This is a genomic window from Streptococcus sp. F0442 (genome assembly GCF_000314795.2).
In the GTDB taxonomy this organism is placed as follows: domain Bacteria; phylum Bacillota; class Bacilli; order Lactobacillales; family Streptococcaceae; genus Streptococcus.
The window spans coordinates 250,117-266,496 of the sequence record NZ_KB373316.1; the positions used below are offsets into that span (position 1 = coordinate 250,117).

Genomic DNA, 16,380 nt, shown 5'->3' on the forward strand with positions numbered 1-16,380 from the left:
ATTATAAACTGGTTGAGTGTGTTGGTTGGACTTTCTTATCTGGATAGATGTAGTTGATAGCATTGTTGACAGCTGTAGGGGCTTCACCCAAACCTGTAGCGATGAGATCGATCTTTCCTTCGTAGAAGCAACAGTCTCCACAGGCATAAATTCCAGGAAGGCTAGTTTCTTGTTTTTGATTCACCTTTATTTTATGGCGTTGCAGGTCTACACCCCATTCTTTTAGGTTCCCGATGGAAGATTTAAAACCATAGTTAACAAACAAGTGATCTATTGGAATCACTTCTGTTTCATCGGATTTGACTTTGGTGATTTCTAGATGAGTTGCTTGTCCATTTTCTCCAATCAAGCGACTTGGAACAAAGGGTGTTTTAATCTGCACGGAAGAATGTTTCAATTCCTCCACGCTGTGTTCGAGGGCGCGGAAGTTATCTCTTCGGTGAATGATCGTAGTCGGAGCAATCTTATCAAAAGCAAGGGCCCAGTCGACTGCAGAGTCCCCGCCCCCAAGGACAGTTAGCTGCTGTCCTTGGTATTGTTGGATGTTCGAAACGTGGTAGTGAACATTGTCAAAGTCCTCAGCGCCTTCAATATCAAGGGTGCGTGGCTTAAAGGCTCCACCTCCCATGGCAATGACGATTGCTTTAGACAAATGTTTTTGGCGAGAAGTAGTGATGGTAAAAATATCGCCCTCTTTTTGAATCTCCTCTACGGTTTCATTGAGGAAGATCGGAGTGTCGAATCCTTTCACTTGCTCGATCAAACGGTCACTCAACTCTTGACCTGTTAAATTCGTAAATCCAGGGACATCAAGAATGTTTTTTTCTGGATAGAGGATAGCTGGTTGCCCTCCCAATTGTGGCAGGGAATCAATTAGTTTGACTTTTACTTGGCGCAAATTACCATAAAAAGCAGCAAAGAGACCAACTGGTCCGCCCCCAACAATGGTAATATCATAAATTTCTGACATGGTGTCTCCTTCATGGTTTTCTTTGTTTCCATTGTAACATAAAATGCAAGGAATGAAAAAGTTGGAAAGCGCAAAAAATGAATGGGGATAGTAGAAAAGTTTCAAAAGATATTGACAGGATCTTTCAAGTGTGATAAAATAATTAAGATTTTAGGCTTGAAGGGAGTGAAAAACATGTCAAAAACAGTAGTACGTAAGAATGAATCTCTTGACGATGCTCTTCGTCGTTTCAAACGCGCGGTTACTAAAGCTGGTACTCTTCAAGAAACACGCAAACGTGAATTCTATGAAAAACCTTCTGTAAAACGTAAACGTAAATCAGAAGCAGCTCGTAAACGTAAAAAATTCTAATTGAATACAGAAACAGACTTCGGTCTGTTTTTTGTTTCTCTAGAAAATTGAAGACAAAAAAATCCGACCTTCTTCTAGAAGATCGGATTTTTTATCTCTTTATTTGTTTGCAAGCAAGTCGCGGATTTCAGTAAGCAACTCTTCTTGAGTAGGAGCAGCAGCTTCTTCTTCAGCAGCTTCCTCTTTTTTACCAAGGTTTTGAGCTTTCTCTGCAGCTTTCACTACGAAGAAAAGAACAGTACCAACAACAAGGAAGTTGATCACAGCGCTCAAGAAGCTACCGTAAGCAACACCGTTCCATGACAATTGTGCAATATTTTGAACATGAGCAGCTTTCAAAGCTGGGTTCAAAATAAGTGGAGTGATGATATCGTTAACAAATGATGTTACGATAGCTCCAAATGCAGCTCCGATAACGACTGCTACAGCAAGGTCAACAATATTCCCACGAAGGAGAAAAGCTTTCAAATCTTTTAACATATCCTAAATATGTCCTTTCATAATAATTTTTTACTATGATAGTATAACGGAAAAATATTCGACTTACAAGAAATATGCATCATTTTTTTAAAATTAGTGATAAAGGTTGAAAATCTTTTCTTTTATGTGTGAAATCAGTAGGAAAAAATTTACTTTTACTAACTTTTAGTATAAAATATAAAGTGATAATCTATGGTAAAATGGAGGCACTGTTTATGGTTGAAAAAGAGCTAATTGCAGAGATTAAAAACAGTGTAAACATTGTCGAAGTGATTGGCGAGGTCGTTTCCCTGACCAAGGCTGGGCGTAATTTTTTAGGGCTCTGTCCTTTTCATGGTGAAAAGACTCCTTCTTTTAATGTCGTTGAAGACAAGCAGTTTTACCATTGTTTCGGATGTGGTCGCTCTGGCGATGTCTTTAAATTTATTGAAGACTATCGGGGAGTCGCTTTTATGGATGCGGTCCAGATCGTAGCTGACAAGGCTGGTATTGCGCTTCAGTACCAAGCAAGGCCGGCTCAATCCACGTCTACCAATCCCAACCAAGAACTTTATGAGATTCATCAGGAAGCTAGTAAGTTCTATCAGGCGATTCTGATGACGACAAAGATGGGGGAAGAAGCACGGAACTATCTGCATGAACGTGGACTGACGGATGAGGTCATCCGACATTTTCAATTGGGTTTAGCTCCAGCAGAAGGGAACTACCTCTATCGCAATCTATCCGAGAAGTTTTCTGAAAAGGTTATAACCGATTCGGGTTTATTTACTATATCAGATGCTGGAACAGTTTTTGATGCCTTTCAGGATCGGATTATGTTTCCTCTGACGGATGATAGCGGACGAGTCATTGCTTTTTCTGGTAGGTTATGGAAAAAGATGGATGATGGGAGTCATCAAGCCAAGTACAAGAATAGTCGTAGTACCCGTCTCTTTAATAAAAGTTATGAACTCTATCATTTAGATCAAGCTAAGACTAGTGCAAAAAAACAGCATGAAATGTATGTCATGGAAGGCTTTATGGATGTCATTGCGGCTTATCGTGCTGGAATTGAAAATGCAGTTGCCTCTATGGGGACAGCATTGACACCGGAGCATGTCCAGCACTTGTCTCGTTTCGCAAAAAAAGTCATTCTGACCTATGATGGAGATAAAGCTGGACTTGAAGCGACAGCTAAGGCCTTGGAGCTTTTGCAGGATCTGGAACTAGAGATTGTCCGTATTCCGGATCAGATGGACCCAGATGAGTATCTCAAAAAGACTTCCCCAGAAGATCTAGCAGGACTCTTAAAGAATTCTCGGATCAGTAAGGTGGAATTCTTGATGCATTACTGGAAGCCCCAGTATATTGAAAATCTGCAAGCACAAATTGAATTTGTTGAAAAGATGGCGCCTATGATTGCTCAGACGCGCTCCATCACCGCTCAAAATACCTATATCTATAAACTGGCTGATTTATTACCAGATTTTGATTATTTGCAGATTGAGCAGATTGTTAATAATAGTCGCTTGCATCAACGACAAGAGGCTCAAACGAGTGGGCGAGCAAAAACGTCGAATTTTTCAGTAGATTTCTTGCCGAATCGTGGGATGACGCGCTTGATCAAGGCAGAAAATCATTTGTTGAGCAGGATGAAGGATTTTCCCATGGTGCTGAATGATTATCGTTTACGACCTGATTTTTCCTTCGATACACCGGAGCTTCAGATCTTGTATCAATTGCTCTGTCAAAATGGGGAAGTTACTTCGCAGGATTTGTCCGAGCAAGCCGAAGGGGTCCAGCATGCCTGGTACCGTATGTTAGAAGAAGATTTACCAGAAGAGATAGCGGATGGTGAACTCGAAGAAGTAGAAGCGACAAGAACTCGTGAGCTCCTTCGTAAAGAAAGTCAACAAATTGGAAATAAAGTGAAAGAAGCTTCCTCAACTGGGGATGCGGAAACAGCTTTATTGGAACTCGAGCGCTTGATCGCTCAAAAAAGAAGAATGGAGTAGGAATGGCTAAAGAACAAAAAGATATTACAACATTGGACGTTCAAATTGCAGAATTTATCCGTAGCCACAAGCAAAGCGGGACTGCAACAGATGATGAAATTAATGACAAGTTGGTTATTCCTTTCACACTGGATGCAGACGGAATTGAAGATCTCTTGCAACGGATTCAGGATGCAGGGATTTCAATCACAGATAAAGAAGGAAATCCAAGTGCTCGGGTCTTAAACAACGAAGAAGAACCAGAACTGTCAGATGAGGAATTGCTTGGAAGCAACTCTGCCAAGGTTAATGACCCAGTACGGATGTATTTGAAAGAAATTGGGGTCGTTCCTCTTTTGACCAATGAAGAAGAACAAGAATTGGCCATCTTGGTGGAACAAGGAGACTTGGAAGCTAAGCAACGTTTGGCAGAAGCCAACCTTCGTTTGGTTGTTTCCATTGCGAAACGTTATGTTGGACGTGGGATGCAATTCTTAGATTTGATCCAAGAAGGAAATATGGGCTTGATGAAGGCCGTTGATAAGTTTGACTATACCAAAGGATTTAAATTCTCTACTTATGCAACTTGGTGGATCCGTCAGGCTATCACTCGTGCTATTGCAGACCAAGCTCGTACCATTCGGATCCCTGTTCACATGGTGGAAACTATTAACAAGTTGGTCCGTGAACAACGCAATCTCTTGCAAGAATTGGGACAAGATCCAACACCTGAACAAATTGCTGAACGTATGGATATGACACCAGACAAGGTGCGTGAAATCTTGAAGATTGCTCAAGAGCCTGTGTCTCTCGAAACTCCAATCGGGGAAGAAGACGATAGCCATTTGGGAGATTTCATCGAAGACGAAGTGATTGAAAATCCAGTAGATTACACCACTCGTGTAGTACTACGTGAACAGTTGGATGAAGTCCTCGATACTCTGACAGATCGGGAAGAAAACGTGCTTCGTCTCCGTTTCGGTTTGGATGATGGAAAAATGCGGACCTTGGAAGATGTGGGCAAAGTCTTTAACGTGACCCGTGAACGGATCCGTCAGATCGAAGCCAAAGCCCTCCGCAAACTCCGCCACCCAAGCAGAAGCAAACCATTGCGTGACTTTATTGAGGATTAAAAAGGTCCGGTGGACCTTTTTAACGGTCGCCTAGAAATGAAGAAGCGACCCAGGTCCAGTGGACATTTTTAACGGTCGCCTAGAAATGAAGAAGCAACCTAGGTCTGGCGGGAGTAAACTAGTAAAAAAGGAAGTGTCATATGGCTTATACAACTGAGCAAATTGAAGAAATTAAAAATAAAATCTTAAATGCTTTGGAAGAGGTAATCGATCCTGAGCTTGGGATTGACATTGTCAATTTAGGTCTTGTCTACGAGATCCATTTTGATGGTGAAACTGGAGCAACCATTATCGATATGACCTTAACGACCATGGGATGCCCATTGGCTGATCTGCTAACAGATCAAATCCATGATGTTTTGACCGAAGTAGAAGAAGTGACATCTGTGGATGTGAAACTCGTCTGGTATCCGGCTTGGACGGTTGAAAAAATGAGCCGCTATGCACGGATTGCTCTCGGCATTAGTTAAAACCTTCTCCAATCAATAGGGGCTTATCTTTCAGAATAACAAGAGGTTGGGAATGTTCCCAACCTCTTGTTAGTTTAAACAGGCACTTGATTCAGAATGAGTGCGTACAAATTATTTGCAAATTTTCAGATAAAGTTGCAAACATTAAAAGGGAACGGTATAATAACATAAATAGAACATTAAGGAGATTTACATGAATCAATATCCTTTGGTCTACTTGGACCATGTGACAAAGAATTATGGGCACGAAGTTGCTCTTATGGATGTTAGTTTGAACATCCAACCTGGCCGTATTATTGGGCTTTTAGGTCCCAATGGTAGTGGCAAAACAACTATCATTAAACTGATTAATGGTTTGTTGCAACCAAGTCTTGGTAATATTTATATTCATGGACAATTGCCATCCCCAGCGTCTAAAAAAGTTATTTCTTATTTACCAGATACAACTTATTTGAACGAAAATATGAAAATTAACGATGCCATTCGTTATTTTCAAGATTTTTATGCTGATTTTAATGTCCAACGTGCTTATCAATTGCTCAATGACTTACACTTGCTTCCAAATCAAAAATTGAATAGCCTTTCAAAAGGAAACAAGGAAAAAGTGCAATTGATTTTGGTGATGAGCCGTGAAGCTGACTTGTATGTTCTCGATGAACCAATCGGTGGGGTTGACCCAGCAGCGCGTGATTATATTTTGCGGACCATTATTCAGAATAGACGTCCAAATTCTTCTGTCTTGATCTCTACTCACTTGATTGCTGATATTGAGCAAGTTTTGGATGAGGCTATTTTCATCAACCAAGGAAGAATCCTCTTGCATGAAAATACGACTGTTTTACGCAATCAACACGGAAAATCAATCGATGAGATCTTCCGTGATCAATTCCGTGTTTATTAGGAGGACCCCATGTTTGGTAAATTATTAAAATATGAATTTAAATCAACAGCGAAATGGTATTTGTTGATGACTTTGATTGTCCTAAGTTTATCAGTTCTAGTAGGTGTCATTGGTGGAAGTAATGCATCAAATGCCAACTTCTTGGAAAACCAAATGCTGGAAACGATTATTGGGATTCTTTTTATTCTCATTTTTGGGATTTTGATTGTTCTCTTTCTCAGTAACTACTATATTATTATCCGTCGTTTCTATACGAACTTATATGGACGTGAAGGCTACTTGACCTGGACCCTTCCAGCCAGTCCCCATGCGATTCTCTTGTCTAAATTTTTGGGAGCTTGGATAGCGAGCATTTACTGCTTTGTTCTTCTCTATATCTGTGGTATTGTGACTTTGTTAGTCATGGGTTCTGTAACAGGTGAAGATCTCTCTCTTATTTGGGATAACTACCTTTCTATCTTGAGCCATTCTTTTACCCTATGGCAGATCGTCTGGATAATGGTTACAACAGCTTCAGGAATTTTGATGTTTTATGTATCGATTGCGCTTGGTCAACTCTTCCAAAATCGTCGTGGTCTTAAAGCAATTTTATTTGGTTTTTTATTGTGGGTTGTTTTAAGTATCATCGGTACAATTGTCAATCCTTTTAGAGATTTAGAAAACATATTTAATCTAATCGGTACGATGTCTAGTACTACCGATGATTTTGGAATTGACTTCATCCCAGGACTCATCTATGAAGCGATTAAAATTGTTTCTATGTACTTCACGGTTCACTATATCAGCAAGTATAAGTTGAATCTTCAATAATGATAGCTAATTGGACAAGGTTCTTTCTTAAGAAGGCTTCCTTGTTCAATTTTTTCTTTTGCATTTTTAGCTAGATTTTGATATACTAATGGTATTCGTTTTGGGGTCGTTACGGATTCGACAGGCATTATGAGGCATATTTTGCAACTCATCTAGCGGATGTAAAACGCCAGTTAAATATAACTGCAAAAAATAATAATTCTTACGCTTTAGCTGCCTAAACACCAGCAGGCGTGACCCGACTCGAATCGCTCGTGTTTGATGACAGGTCTTTATTTTAGCGAGATACGATCTAACTTTGTCTAGGAGTTAGATAAGAGAGTGATAGACTCGCAGGTACAGGGCTTGAGTTATGTGTCATGTAGCTGTTAAAATAATACATAACCTATGGTTGTAGACAAATATGCTGGCAGGTGTTTGGACGTGGGTTCGACTCCCACCGGCTCCATATATACTTTCTAAAGTTTTCTAAAAGTTTCTAAAACGTTGTAAAAACAACGTTTTTTGTTTTATACTTTCTATTCTTTTTTGAACCTTTTTGAAACTAACAGACCCAAAAACAGACCCTTTTTTATCCAAAGGGTCTGTTTTTATGTTATTTGTTTAAAAATCAATATAATTTGCGAACTTTTCGCCAATATCATCCTTAGCCTCTCTAGTGATGTGAGTATAGATGTTCATGGTTGTTTTTAAATCTGAGTGTCCAAGTCTATACTGGACCTGTTTGAGTGTCATTCCAGCTTCGAAGCATAGGCTGGCATGTGTATGTCGGAAGCCGTGGATTCTAATCGGGCGCACATCCGAATCTTTGACAATTTGTTGTAGCCATTTCCGTGGTAGTGTTCCTGGTATTGGTTTTCCAAATTCATTCTCAAAGATAAAAGTAGTAGTAGGATTCATTTCTCTCCACTCTGTGAGTAGTTCATTTGTCTTTTCGTCTAAGCTGATCAATCGGTTGCTACTTTTGTTTTTTGTAGGACCGACAGATTCCCCGTCAAATCCTCTCGTAATGGCTTTGTTTATGCTCAGAGTGTTATTGGTCCAGTCTTCCCATTTGAGGGCTAAAACCTCCCCTTTTCGAGCTCCTGTAAAGGCCAGAAGCCGAAAGAGGACTTTCTTTCTCAGTTCATCTGTTTTGTCTACTAACTCAAGGAAAGATTTCAGTTCATCTTTGTCGTAAAAATCGCTATCTGTATCTACTTGCTTTCTGACAAGCGTTGTTACACTCTCAACCGGATTTGTTGAGATGTAGCCATGTCTGATAGCGTACTTACATATGTTATTCATCAAGCCTTTCATTTTACGTCCGTAAACAAGTTTTTTGGACCAGGCATTGACTTGTTCCTGAAGTTGCAGAGGAGTGAGAGTAGAAATCTTCTTGTCTCCTAAAGTCGGATAGATATGATTTTTAATATTACGTTCTGTCTTGATGTAGGTGCTATCCTGTACTGTATCAGCATATTCCTTGAGCCATTTTTCAGCGACTTCCTTGACAGTAATTTCCTTGACAGTGATTTCCTCACTATTTTCAAGGTCAGTTCGAAGTTGGAGAAGTGCTGCTCTTGCCTTGGCTTTCGTCTGGAAGCCCTGACGCTTCACATACTTGTCTTTTCCGTTTTCTTTGCCGACATAGATCCTAAATCCGTAGGCAGTATCACCATTTTTCTTTTTGTAAGATTTAATTTCCATTGTATTCTCCTTTAAAAAATGGAGAGTTTTTTTATTTTAACCTCTTTAAAAGCTCAATTATTTCTTCATTTTGTTGGATCAAGATTTGATTTTGTTGGATCTGTACCTTTTCCAATGCACCCGGCCCACTTGCGTTCATAATTGCCACAGCTTTGCTATCCATGACATTTCCAATGTAGGCAGCCTGCTCTGGATATTTTTCTAAAATATTAAGCATATTATTTTTTTCAAAATAAGGATAAGCATCATTGTAGTATTTCTGCTTTTGAGCAATTTCTTTTTCATCATTATTCTTCCCAAAAATAGCCATCGTTTTTCTCCTTTTTAACTAATTAGTGAATTATACTCATCTTTGACCATTGTTTCATCAGCAATGGTCTTTAATTTATACTTTTCCATAAATTTTATGTAATTGAAATCTCTGACATCTTCCATTAATTGTAGTTCTTCTTCCAGCAAATGATGAATCATACTTCTATCAGCTTGCAGTTCACAGTATTCTCTATTTAGTTCATATTGAGCAGGAGTATGCTCTTTGTGACCCAATTCATGCAAAGCAACTTGTTTTTGATCTTCAACTGACAAATTAATATCTAATGCTAAAATGTTCAAAGTAGGATTAAAGAACCCAGGACTATGCCAGTCGCTTCCGTCAAAGTAACATAGGCTTACACCCTCTTGAGCGCAAAGCTCTTTTACAGTCATAAATGCACCTCTATTTATTTTTTAAGTGTGCCTCCAATACCGCTGTAATAAAATCAATATCTTCTTCGGTAAGTGGTTTACCATCGAATAACATAGATTGAGCTGCGATGTCTCGGAGGTCTAATGGTGCAGAAGCATCACCATCTTTCGCAATGTTTGGATTATCCGTGCGTCCCAAGAGGTAGTCGGTGGACACATTAAAATAATCAGCGATTTTTTGGAGATTATCAGCTTTCGGATTTCCCTTTTTCATACTATAAAGATAATTTGTACTAAAATTTAGTTTTTCTTCTAATTGGTTAAGCGAAATTCCTTGCTTTTGGCAAAGTTCTTTAATTTTATCGAACGTCGAAAACATTGATATATCAACCTTTCTAAGATACGACAAAAAATATTTAAAATTAATTCTAAAAACTATTGACAAAAATTAGAATTAGTTTTAAAATAGTTTTTGTAAAGTAAAAGAGTTAGCAAAACAACATATAAAATCTTTTTAAAAAATGACAGCTTTGGCGAGCGAGAATCATTAAAGATAAAAGGTTTTAAGATGTCTTTTAACTATGCCTTAATTTTAGAATTAATTTTAAAAAATGTCAAGGAATTTTATAAAGTTTTTGACTAATTCTTTTACTGTTTTACAAAAAAGTAGAAAGGAGCCGATATGATGAGCCAACAACATAAACGATGGAATTCATTAGTAGAGGAAGCTCTCGAAAAAAGAGGGTGGTCACGATCAGACTTAGCAACTGTCGTAGGTGTAAGTCCAGCTACAATAACTCAACTTTTCAAAGAAGGAAAAGGTAGCGATGACTTAAAACTTCGCATTAACAAAAAATTGCGAATCAATGAGTCATGGGAAAAATTTGAGGAGTAGGAGAAAAGAATGAAAGAACAAAAAATAAAAAAAGACGGCATTTATTTGAATAACCAAAAATTAAATGGTGTGTAAGCAATCAAAACAAAAAGCACGGCTGAAAGCAACCATGCTACTGTTTACTTAAAATTTACCGCCAAGTTGATTTGAAATGAGGTTGGTAATAACTTGTGATGAAATATCTTTCAGAACATCCAGTGAAAAAGAGCCGACACTTTTGGCAATTTCCTTTGTTTTACTCCAGTTATTATCTTGACGTATATCATTAATGAAACGATGACCATAAGGTGATAGATCCTCAATGGAGAAGCCTCCAAAATAGTGTACTACTTTGAGGAATAATCCGCTGTGTTCGCATTGTCGTACATGGTAGAGGATTTCTTCTCGAGAATATTTTGGAGTAAGTTCTTTGAAAATCGTTTCTTCAGAAACATCATTTGAATACGTCGCATTATTTTCTACAACAAAAAGAATATCTCGAATACAATCGGGATTTAGTCTCATAACTATCACCTCGTTTTATTTTTATTATACCAAATTTAGGAAGGAAAAAGCGTGTGAACGAAATAGCTTTATCAAATAATCTATCTCAGATAGAACTTGAAATCAGTCATCACAAACAAATAGCTGGGCAGTCGATTTGGGAAATCGGCAGACGATTGAACCATGTGAAAGAGCACAATCTGGTACATGGGGAATTCATGGATTGGTACACTAACCTTGGAATTGACAAAGATTTTGCTAGTAAATCAATGAAGATAGCAAAAGAACTTCCAAATTTCGAAACGTTACGAAATTTAGGAACAACAGCACTTCATCTGATTGCAACTCTTCCAGAAGAAGAGAGGGAGGAGCAGATTCAACGCATCGAAGATGGTGACAATCCAACGGTGCGAGAGTTGAAGGAAGTTAAGAAGAAACTCAACCTCAGCAAGCTTGCAAACAAGCGTCTACAGGCTGAAAACGAGAGAATCAAGTCTTCCAAGGTCAAAGTCAAGGAAGTCATCCCAGACGATTACAAGGCCACACAGGACCTTAACAAGCAATTGCTAGAAAAGAATAAGGAACTATCCAAAACCGTTAAGACAATGGAAGAACGCTCCGAATTCATCGAAAAGCAACTTGCTGACACATTGATCCAGCGTGAAGAGGTCGATAAGAAATCTGCTCAGTATGATGAATTGACTCGAGCGATTGAAGAATCGCAAGGGCAACTAAATAGTGTACAGAAGCAAATCTCAGCTTACAAGAACATCACTAGCCTTTTGCAAAAGGGAAATGATTTTTTAGCAAGCATGGGCGGCCTAATCTACGCAGACGAGGAGAAAGTTCTGAAAGCAGACGGAATCATCCGAAATGAATTTGATAGCTTTATCAATCGTGGTCTTCGATTCTTCAACGACCTAAACGACATCCGCAAAGAAAGCAACATTTTAGAAGGAGAATTTGAATAATGAATGAAGTTACTATTCAACCTACTGAACTAGTGGTAGAAGACGCAATGATCCATGCACTCCAGGAATTAAAAAAACTGAAAGAAGGCCAGTCCATCTTATCAGCTGATGTTGATTATCTAAAGAATGAGCAACCAGTGAATCCATCCATTTGCTTGGCATTAGAAAAGCTACGCAAGAAGAAAGTAGTAGCCTTGCTCGGTGGAAAAGACAGCCAAGCATACCGTGACCGACATTTTGCACAATCCGTATTTTCTCAGGCTGCTAAAGACTTCAAGGACTACTTCCGGATCCCTCGCTATGATTTGTTGAAGCGCAAGGACGAGGAAAAAGCTTTCGACTATTGGGATAGTTGGGAGCCATCAGCAAATACCAAGCTAGAAATCAAAGCCCGCAACGGACAGATGAGTTTAGTCGGGTAGGTAGAAACAAATGAGCGAACCTTTAAAAAAGACATTGCAAATCGAAAATCTAGAAATTAAGATCAGCAGTGATTCTAGCATACCTCACGTTATTTTAAATGGAGTTGATTTTCAAGCTGAAGATATCGGTTTACAAGGAATAAACATTGTTTGGGAGACAAGCAAGGACGAAGTACCTGAAACTCTGATCCAAATCGACTATATTAATGGTCGGGAGCATCCTAAAGAGATATCAATTAAGCAATCATTTCCTAATACTCTACTTAAATAAATTGTATAAGGAGAAATAAATGAAAATAAAATTAAAAAAAGAACTTGTTAAAAAACAAGTCCTTAGTTCAAAAGATGGGAAAACTTCTGTAAAACTTAGTGATTCGATTATTCACTTTCAAAAGTAATTACAACTTTACCATCAACAGTATTGGAAATTGGTTTTCTATTAGACCAAACTTCGTGGTCTTCACTTTTAACTAATAGAACTAAACCATTTTCATGTACCGACAATAAATCAATAAATTTCTCGTTATCTACTGTTGTAGCAAATTTCAAAACAGTTTTAGATGATGGATCAACACTATCTGCATCTGAGGTTGAAAAACGATATGACAAGAAACTTACTTCATTAGGCAACATTTCATTAATGTAATTCATAGATTTCCTCCTTTCATAAAAATTGACAGACGATTTTCATAAGGAGTAAGAGGTCTTATTTAATCGTTTTTTGTCAGTAGTAACTTAACACAATAATATAGAAAGGTCATCGGTCTTGAGATGGATTTTGAAGATGAAATTATAAAGTTATCTGACTGGCTAATTGAACAATCAGAAACTTATAGTGAAGCTTTAATCAAATTAGAAAAGCTTACTAAAAATATAGCTCATGAAATAATTTTAAGAGCTATAGAACAAAAGAAAAATTAAAGTTAGAAAGGAGACGGGAATGTCACAATATCCTATTCTAAATCAAATAACTCAAACACATAACGAGAACTATATAAATCAGCTCTTTGAAGAACTCGTATCTCTAAATATCAAAGCAATGGAAGAAGCCAAACGCAGACAAAGCAGACAAATTACATGGGTACCGATCAAACAGCTACAGGAAGCAACCGGCTGGGGTAGAACCAAGCTAGAAGAATGGCGTGATCAAGGGAAATTTCAATTTCAACAGTCTGGGAAAGGTGGAAAGTATCTCTATAATTTGGAAGATGTTCAGCGATTCTGTCGAAGCTTGCAAAAATAAAAAAAGCGCCTTGAGAAAGGCACTTTTGAAAGAACTATAAACTAATTATAACACAATTTGAAGGAGAAAAAATGGATCCTATTAAAAGATTATTAAAATTGATGGAATGGCAAGATGCTAATCGTCCGCTGAAAGTAGAGGAAAAAGCCAGATTGATGAAATTGCCAGACAATGAATTTGAAAACAAACTTCATCAGATGGCTCTGGATTTTAAGAACGATGGGGTGATTAGAGTATGAGTTTAAAACAATTAAAATTTACTGTTCTATCACTTGCAACACTATTATTATTATTTGCAGGCGCAACAATGAAAATCATGTACGATCAAGAACAACACATCAAAGAACTAGAAAATTCAGTCCAAATGAACTTTGAAAGTACAGGTCATTGGGCTGAAAGCATCGAAAAAATCAAAGAGAGCAATAAGGCTCAAGATGTGATGATCAACAAATTCAACCGGGAACTTTTCCCGCAAAAAGAAACAAAAGAGGTAGAAGAAAATGACAACAATTGAAATTATTTTAGCAGTAGCTTTTGTAACATACATTTTATTTTCAGGATTCGCAATCTATGTGATGCGTGAAGTAATCGTTCGCCAAAAAGCCAAAATGAAGCATTACAAATCAGCAAAATATCAGCGTGAAATGTGGAATAAGAGAATGTCAGAGATTCATCAAAAGAGAACAGTGAAAGGAATGTCTGAACTATGAACGACAATGTAAGAAATCCAAAACATTACCAAGGACGGAATGGCTTAGAAGCAATTGATGTTCATCGCAACTTCATGAATGATGAACAGCTAACAGGTTATCATTTGGGCAATCTCCTAAAATATATCCTTCGTTATCGCCAAAAAAACGGGATTGAGGACTTGGAAAAAGCAAAGGTTCACATGGATTGGTTGATTGAAAAAGAGAAGGCAATTTTAAAAAATGAAAAGGATTTGAGAGGAGTGGGAAATGATTAATAATGTTGTACTTATCGGGCGCTTAACTCGTGATGTAGAACTATATCGAACACCTCAAGATCAAGCGGTTGGACAATTCACGCTTGCTGTAAATCGAAATTTTAAAAATCAAGATGGTGGATATGATGCAGATTTTATCAATTGCGTGATCTGGCGGAAATTAGCGGAGAACTTCGCAAGCTGGATCAAAAAAGGAAATCTTGTAGCCATCACTGGCCACATCAAAACTCGTAATTATGAGAATCAGCAAGGTCAACGTGTCTATGTGACTGAAGTTGTTATTGATAGTTTCAGAAGTTTAGAAAAGCGTGACAATTCAGCCAACCGGAACTCTATGTATGAGCAAATGCCTCCTTCATTTGAAAGTAATCAAATGAATATCCCTGATGACGGTCTACCATTCTAGAATGGAGGAATGAAATGTCAGATAATAAGAAATACTACTATCTGAGAGTGAAAGAAAATTTTTATGATAGCGATGAAATGATTATTTTAGAAAGTATGCCAGATGGCTTTCTATACTCTAACATTTTGATCAAGCTCTATCTGAGATCTTTGAAAAACAATGGTAAGTTGATGTTCAATGATCGAATCCCATTCAATTCTGAAATGCTTTCAAAAATCACGAGACATCCTGTGGCAGTAGTAGAAAAAGCTGTCAGCATTTTTAAGGAAATGAACCTAATTGATGTTTTGGACAATGGTGCCATTTTCATGCTAGACATTGAATCATTTATTGGAAAATCGAACACGGAAGCTGATAGAAAGCGTGACTATCGCAGAAGAATTGAGAAGGAAAAACAAAAAATATTGTTAGGACATTTGTCCGGACAAATGTCGGACGAACATCCACCAGAGTTAGAGATAGATAAAGAGAAAAAAATAGAGATAGATATAGAGAAAGATTTAGAGAAAAATACGCTCAAAATCATCGTAGACGAATATCAGTCTCGTATTTCACCAATTGATGGAATCCAATTTGAAACTTTAAAAGAATTCATCACTCTGGATGGTATGGAACCAGATGTGGTTTTAAAAGCTATCAGTTTAGCTGCTGACAATGGTAAAAGAAATTTTAGCTATATTAGAGCTATTTTGCAAAATTGGAAAAATGATGGCTTGTTATCAATTGCAGCAGTAAACGAACGAGAACGGAAGTTTCAGGAAAGCAAAACAAAAGGACAACCAACAAAGCAACAATCAAACGTTCCAGATTGGTCAAAACCAAATTATACCAATCAAACAAGTGAGCAAGAAAAAAAAGCTTTGGAGGAAGCAAAAAATAAAATGCTACAGAATTTAGAAAAGGATAGGAAGTAATGTTTATTTTAAAGCATGGATCAAAAGAAGCAAAACCATTTTTAAAATCTGTAGCGATTGGAACAACTGGTCTAGATGTCTCTTTTTCTGAAGAATCGAAAGCTATGAAGTTCGTATCTCGTGGGGTAGCTATCCAGGTAGGAAATGCTTTAAGAAAGTCATTCGGTACATTCTATCCAGTAGAAATTGATAATTAAAAAGGAGCTGCAATGTATCATGCCAGGCTATACCAAAAATCAGATAGAACATTTCAAGGAGCAACTAAAGCTCTTAATGAAAAGCCATAACTTAACAGCTAGAAAATTGTCCGAAGAAATAGGCTACTCAATGACTACAATAAGCAGTCTATTAACCGGCCAAAAAAAAGTACACGAACGCCACATACAACTGATTAGCGAATATTTTAAAATTGGAGAGAACTCTCTCATGGGTGATGCGGATGAGTTGGCTGATTATAAGCTCTATGAAAACGGGCATTATTTATGTACTGGTTCGTTAAAGAAATTAAGCAAAATTACAGGGAAAGATAAATTGCTATTGAAATTCTATGAAGATCTAAATAGGAGAGGCAAAGAAACTGGTAATTTAAAACTTGTAAAAAAATAGAAAGAGGTAAAA

The 16,380-nt window shown here is 37.6% G+C and carries 28 protein-coding genes and 1 other RNA gene; 21 read left to right on the top strand and 8 right to left on the bottom strand.

Annotation, left to right across the window (positions count from 1 at the left end; genetic code table 11):
• Position 1 precedes the first annotated feature (1 nt).
• Positions 2–970: an NAD(P)/FAD-dependent oxidoreductase gene (locus HMPREF9186_RS10195; protein ID WP_009732577.1), complete on the bottom strand. Its 969-nt coding sequence runs from the start codon at positions 968–970 to the stop codon at positions 2–4.
• 174 nt (positions 971–1,144) lie between these two features.
• Here HMPREF9186_RS10195 and rpsU point away from each other — a divergent pair, with 174 nt between their 5' ends.
• On the top strand, positions 1,145–1,321 hold the full coding sequence (gene rpsU / locus HMPREF9186_RS10200) for a 30S ribosomal protein S21 (protein WP_000048054.1): 177 nt from the start codon (positions 1,145–1,147) through the stop codon (positions 1,319–1,321).
• Positions 1,322–1,420: 99 nt separating this feature from the next.
• Here the strand turns inward: rpsU and mscL are convergent, their stop codons facing one another.
• A complete protein-coding gene (gene mscL, locus HMPREF9186_RS10205; RefSeq protein WP_009732578.1) occupies positions 1,421–1,801 on the bottom strand; it encodes a large conductance mechanosensitive channel protein MscL in 381 nt (126 codons plus the stop codon).
• A 215-nt stretch (positions 1,802–2,016) separates the two neighbouring features.
• Here mscL and dnaG point away from each other — a divergent pair, with 215 nt between their 5' ends.
• From dnaG to ssrA, 6 genes are all read left to right on the top strand, one after another.
• Entirely contained in the window at positions 2,017–3,795 is a 1,779-nt protein-coding gene (gene dnaG, locus HMPREF9186_RS10210; RefSeq protein WP_009732579.1) for a DNA primase, read from the top strand.
• Between the two features lie 2 nt (positions 3,796–3,797).
• The gene (gene rpoD, locus HMPREF9186_RS10215; protein ID WP_009732580.1) at positions 3,798–4,907 is read left to right on the top strand and encodes an RNA polymerase sigma factor RpoD; all 1,110 of its coding nucleotides are present in this window, start codon (positions 3,798–3,800) and stop codon (positions 4,905–4,907) included.
• Positions 4,908–5,047: 140 nt separating this feature from the next.
• Positions 5,048–5,377: a metal-sulfur cluster assembly factor gene (locus HMPREF9186_RS10220; protein WP_009732581.1), complete on the top strand. Its 330-nt coding sequence runs from the start codon at positions 5,048–5,050 to the stop codon at positions 5,375–5,377.
• 193 nt (positions 5,378–5,570) lie between these two features.
• Complete coding sequence (locus HMPREF9186_RS10225; protein WP_009732582.1) at positions 5,571–6,278, top strand: ABC transporter ATP-binding protein; 708 nt, start codon at positions 5,571–5,573, stop codon at positions 6,276–6,278.
• Between the two features lie 9 nt (positions 6,279–6,287).
• A complete protein-coding gene (locus tag HMPREF9186_RS10230; protein WP_009732583.1) occupies positions 6,288–7,088 on the top strand; it encodes a hypothetical protein in 801 nt (266 codons plus the stop codon).
• Positions 7,089–7,190: 102 nt separating this feature from the next.
• Positions 7,191–7,539: a transfer-messenger RNA gene (gene ssrA, locus HMPREF9186_RS11255) on the top strand.
• Positions 7,540–7,691: 152 nt separating this feature from the next.
• Here the strand turns inward: ssrA and HMPREF9186_RS10235 are convergent.
• Genes HMPREF9186_RS10235 through HMPREF9186_RS10250 form a run of 4 tightly spaced genes read right to left on the bottom strand, consistent with a single transcriptional unit; the run spans position 7,692 to position 9,840 of the window.
• The gene (locus tag HMPREF9186_RS10235) at positions 7,692–8,777 is read right to left on the bottom strand and encodes a tyrosine-type recombinase/integrase (protein WP_009732584.1); all 1,086 of its coding nucleotides are present in this window, start codon (positions 8,775–8,777) and stop codon (positions 7,692–7,694) included.
• A 31-nt stretch (positions 8,778–8,808) separates the two neighbouring features.
• Positions 8,809–9,087, bottom strand: a complete 279-nt coding sequence (locus tag HMPREF9186_RS10240) for a hypothetical protein (RefSeq protein ID WP_009732585.1) — start codon at positions 9,085–9,087, stop codon at positions 8,809–8,811.
• 14 nt (positions 9,088–9,101) lie between these two features.
• On the bottom strand, positions 9,102–9,482 hold the full coding sequence (locus HMPREF9186_RS10245) for an ImmA/IrrE family metallo-endopeptidase (RefSeq protein ID WP_009732586.1): 381 nt from the start codon (positions 9,480–9,482) through the stop codon (positions 9,102–9,104).
• Positions 9,483–9,492: 10 nt separating this feature from the next.
• The gene (locus HMPREF9186_RS10250) at positions 9,493–9,840 is read right to left on the bottom strand and encodes a helix-turn-helix domain-containing protein (protein ID WP_009732587.1); all 348 of its coding nucleotides are present in this window, start codon (positions 9,838–9,840) and stop codon (positions 9,493–9,495) included.
• Positions 9,841–10,143: 303 nt separating this feature from the next.
• Here HMPREF9186_RS10250 and HMPREF9186_RS10255 point away from each other — a divergent pair, with 303 nt between their 5' ends.
• Positions 10,144–10,356, top strand: coding sequence for a helix-turn-helix domain-containing protein (locus HMPREF9186_RS10255; protein ID WP_009732588.1), 213 nt, complete (start codon positions 10,144–10,146; stop codon positions 10,354–10,356).
• A 123-nt stretch (positions 10,357–10,479) separates the two neighbouring features.
• Here HMPREF9186_RS10255 and HMPREF9186_RS10260 read toward each other — a convergent pair whose 3' ends face one another.
• A complete protein-coding gene (locus tag HMPREF9186_RS10260) occupies positions 10,480–10,860 on the bottom strand; it encodes a DUF2513 domain-containing protein (protein ID WP_009732589.1) in 381 nt (126 codons plus the stop codon).
• 53 nt (positions 10,861–10,913) lie between these two features.
• Between HMPREF9186_RS10260 and HMPREF9186_RS10265 the strand changes: the two genes are divergently transcribed.
• From HMPREF9186_RS10265 to HMPREF9186_RS10275, 3 genes are read left to right on the top strand one after another with little or no spacing between them, the layout of a single operon-like run.
• Positions 10,914–11,810: a DUF3102 domain-containing protein gene (locus HMPREF9186_RS10265; RefSeq protein WP_009732590.1), complete on the top strand. Its 897-nt coding sequence runs from the start codon at positions 10,914–10,916 to the stop codon at positions 11,808–11,810.
• Entirely contained in the window at positions 11,810–12,232 is a 423-nt protein-coding gene (locus tag HMPREF9186_RS10270) for an ORF6C domain-containing protein (protein WP_009732591.1), read from the top strand. The genes HMPREF9186_RS10265 and HMPREF9186_RS10270 overlap by 1 nt, the downstream gene beginning before the upstream one ends.
• Before the next feature lie 10 nt (positions 12,233–12,242).
• Positions 12,243–12,503 (top strand): hypothetical protein, encoded by a 261-nt coding sequence (locus HMPREF9186_RS10275; protein ID WP_009732592.1) that lies wholly within the window; start codon positions 12,243–12,245, stop codon positions 12,501–12,503.
• Positions 12,504–12,610: 107 nt separating this feature from the next.
• Here HMPREF9186_RS10275 and HMPREF9186_RS10280 read toward each other — a convergent pair whose 3' ends face one another.
• A complete protein-coding gene (locus HMPREF9186_RS10280) occupies positions 12,611–12,883 on the bottom strand; it encodes a hypothetical protein (protein WP_009732594.1) in 273 nt (90 codons plus the stop codon).
• Between the two features lie 120 nt (positions 12,884–13,003).
• On the opposite strand from HMPREF9186_RS10280, the gene HMPREF9186_RS11500 reads away from it, so the two are divergent.
• From HMPREF9186_RS11500 to HMPREF9186_RS10320, 10 genes are all read left to right on the top strand, one after another.
• Positions 13,004–13,153: a hypothetical protein gene (locus HMPREF9186_RS11500; RefSeq protein WP_156801325.1), complete on the top strand. Its 150-nt coding sequence runs from the start codon at positions 13,004–13,006 to the stop codon at positions 13,151–13,153.
• A gap of 19 nt (positions 13,154–13,172) precedes the next feature.
• Complete coding sequence (locus HMPREF9186_RS10285) at positions 13,173–13,475, top strand: hypothetical protein (protein WP_009732595.1); 303 nt, start codon at positions 13,173–13,175, stop codon at positions 13,473–13,475.
• A 71-nt stretch (positions 13,476–13,546) separates the two neighbouring features.
• Complete coding sequence (locus HMPREF9186_RS11505) at positions 13,547–13,714, top strand: hypothetical protein (protein ID WP_009732596.1); 168 nt, start codon at positions 13,547–13,549, stop codon at positions 13,712–13,714.
• The gene (locus HMPREF9186_RS10290) at positions 13,711–13,989 is read left to right on the top strand and encodes a hypothetical protein (protein WP_009732597.1); all 279 of its coding nucleotides are present in this window, start codon (positions 13,711–13,713) and stop codon (positions 13,987–13,989) included. The genes HMPREF9186_RS11505 and HMPREF9186_RS10290 overlap by 4 nt, the downstream gene beginning before the upstream one ends.
• Positions 13,976–14,185, top strand: coding sequence for a hypothetical protein (locus HMPREF9186_RS10295; RefSeq protein WP_009732598.1), 210 nt, complete (start codon positions 13,976–13,978; stop codon positions 14,183–14,185). The genes HMPREF9186_RS10290 and HMPREF9186_RS10295 overlap by 14 nt, the downstream gene beginning before the upstream one ends.
• On the top strand, positions 14,182–14,442 hold the full coding sequence (locus HMPREF9186_RS10300) for a DUF3310 domain-containing protein (RefSeq protein ID WP_009732599.1): 261 nt from the start codon (positions 14,182–14,184) through the stop codon (positions 14,440–14,442). Before HMPREF9186_RS10295 ends, HMPREF9186_RS10300 begins: the two co-directional genes overlap by 4 nt.
• Positions 14,435–14,848, top strand: coding sequence for a single-stranded DNA-binding protein (gene ssb, locus HMPREF9186_RS10305; protein ID WP_009732600.1), 414 nt, complete (start codon positions 14,435–14,437; stop codon positions 14,846–14,848). Before HMPREF9186_RS10300 ends, ssb begins: the two co-directional genes overlap by 8 nt.
• 14 nt (positions 14,849–14,862) lie before the next feature.
• On the top strand, positions 14,863–15,762 hold the full coding sequence (locus HMPREF9186_RS10310) for a phage replisome organizer N-terminal domain-containing protein (protein ID WP_009732601.1): 900 nt from the start codon (positions 14,863–14,865) through the stop codon (positions 15,760–15,762).
• Positions 15,762–15,959: a hypothetical protein gene (locus tag HMPREF9186_RS10315; protein WP_009732602.1), complete on the top strand. Its 198-nt coding sequence runs from the start codon at positions 15,762–15,764 to the stop codon at positions 15,957–15,959. The genes HMPREF9186_RS10310 and HMPREF9186_RS10315 overlap by 1 nt, the downstream gene beginning before the upstream one ends.
• A 19-nt stretch (positions 15,960–15,978) precedes the next feature.
• Entirely contained in the window at positions 15,979–16,368 is a 390-nt protein-coding gene (locus HMPREF9186_RS10320; protein ID WP_009732603.1) for a helix-turn-helix domain-containing protein, read from the top strand.
• Positions 16,369–16,380 lie beyond the last annotated feature (12 nt).

What these genes read in the sequence shown, in the direction of transcription:
- HMPREF9186_RS10255 (WP_009732588.1), top strand. Translation starts at nt 10,144, where the DNA reads ATGATGAGCCAACAACATAAACGATGGAATTCATTAGTAGAGGAAGCT.
- HMPREF9186_RS11505 (WP_009732596.1), top strand. Translation starts at nt 13,547, where the DNA reads ATGGATCCTATTAAAAGATTATTAAAATTGATGGAATGGCAAGATGCT.
- HMPREF9186_RS10220 (WP_009732581.1), top strand. Translation starts at nt 5,048, where the DNA reads ATGGCTTATACAACTGAGCAAATTGAAGAAATTAAAAATAAAATCTTA.
- rpsU (WP_000048054.1), top strand. Translation starts at nt 1,145, where the DNA reads ATGTCAAAAACAGTAGTACGTAAGAATGAATCTCTTGACGATGCTCTT.
- HMPREF9186_RS10195 (WP_009732577.1), bottom strand. Translation starts at nt 970, where the DNA reads ATGTCAGAAATTTATGATATTACCATTGTTGGGGGCGGACCAGTTGGT.
- mscL (WP_009732578.1), bottom strand. Translation starts at nt 1,801, where the DNA reads ATGTTAAAAGATTTGAAAGCTTTTCTCCTTCGTGGGAATATTGTTGAC.
- dnaG (WP_009732579.1), top strand. Translation starts at nt 2,017, where the DNA reads ATGGTTGAAAAAGAGCTAATTGCAGAGATTAAAAACAGTGTAAACATT.
- HMPREF9186_RS10300 (WP_009732599.1), top strand. Translation starts at nt 14,182, where the DNA reads ATGAACGACAATGTAAGAAATCCAAAACATTACCAAGGACGGAATGGC.
- HMPREF9186_RS10310 (WP_009732601.1), top strand. Translation starts at nt 14,863, where the DNA reads ATGTCAGATAATAAGAAATACTACTATCTGAGAGTGAAAGAAAATTTT.
- HMPREF9186_RS10230 (WP_009732583.1), top strand. Translation starts at nt 6,288, where the DNA reads ATGTTTGGTAAATTATTAAAATATGAATTTAAATCAACAGCGAAATGG.
- HMPREF9186_RS10250 (WP_009732587.1), bottom strand. Translation starts at nt 9,840, where the DNA reads ATGTTTTCGACGTTCGATAAAATTAAAGAACTTTGCCAAAAGCAAGGA.
- HMPREF9186_RS10240 (WP_009732585.1), bottom strand. Translation starts at nt 9,087, where the DNA reads ATGGCTATTTTTGGGAAGAATAATGATGAAAAAGAAATTGCTCAAAAG.
- HMPREF9186_RS10315 (WP_009732602.1), top strand. Translation starts at nt 15,762, where the DNA reads ATGTTTATTTTAAAGCATGGATCAAAAGAAGCAAAACCATTTTTAAAA.
- HMPREF9186_RS10320 (WP_009732603.1), top strand. Translation starts at nt 15,979, where the DNA reads ATGCCAGGCTATACCAAAAATCAGATAGAACATTTCAAGGAGCAACTA.
- HMPREF9186_RS11500 (WP_156801325.1), top strand. Translation starts at nt 13,004, where the DNA reads ATGGATTTTGAAGATGAAATTATAAAGTTATCTGACTGGCTAATTGAA.
- HMPREF9186_RS10280 (WP_009732594.1), bottom strand. Translation starts at nt 12,883, where the DNA reads ATGAATTACATTAATGAAATGTTGCCTAATGAAGTAAGTTTCTTGTCA.
- HMPREF9186_RS10295 (WP_009732598.1), top strand. Translation starts at nt 13,976, where the DNA reads ATGACAACAATTGAAATTATTTTAGCAGTAGCTTTTGTAACATACATT.
- HMPREF9186_RS10285 (WP_009732595.1), top strand. Translation starts at nt 13,173, where the DNA reads ATGTCACAATATCCTATTCTAAATCAAATAACTCAAACACATAACGAG.
- HMPREF9186_RS10260 (WP_009732589.1), bottom strand. Translation starts at nt 10,860, where the DNA reads ATGAGACTAAATCCCGATTGTATTCGAGATATTCTTTTTGTTGTAGAA.
- HMPREF9186_RS10245 (WP_009732586.1), bottom strand. Translation starts at nt 9,482, where the DNA reads ATGACTGTAAAAGAGCTTTGCGCTCAAGAGGGTGTAAGCCTATGTTAC.
- HMPREF9186_RS10275 (WP_009732592.1), top strand. Translation starts at nt 12,243, where the DNA reads ATGAGCGAACCTTTAAAAAAGACATTGCAAATCGAAAATCTAGAAATT.
- ssb (WP_009732600.1), top strand. Translation starts at nt 14,435, where the DNA reads ATGATTAATAATGTTGTACTTATCGGGCGCTTAACTCGTGATGTAGAA.
- HMPREF9186_RS10290 (WP_009732597.1), top strand. Translation starts at nt 13,711, where the DNA reads ATGAGTTTAAAACAATTAAAATTTACTGTTCTATCACTTGCAACACTA.
- HMPREF9186_RS10225 (WP_009732582.1), top strand. Translation starts at nt 5,571, where the DNA reads ATGAATCAATATCCTTTGGTCTACTTGGACCATGTGACAAAGAATTAT.
- HMPREF9186_RS10235 (WP_009732584.1), bottom strand. Translation starts at nt 8,777, where the DNA reads ATGGAAATTAAATCTTACAAAAAGAAAAATGGTGATACTGCCTACGGA.
- rpoD (WP_009732580.1), top strand. Translation starts at nt 3,798, where the DNA reads ATGGCTAAAGAACAAAAAGATATTACAACATTGGACGTTCAAATTGCA.
- HMPREF9186_RS10270 (WP_009732591.1), top strand. Translation starts at nt 11,810, where the DNA reads ATGAATGAAGTTACTATTCAACCTACTGAACTAGTGGTAGAAGACGCA.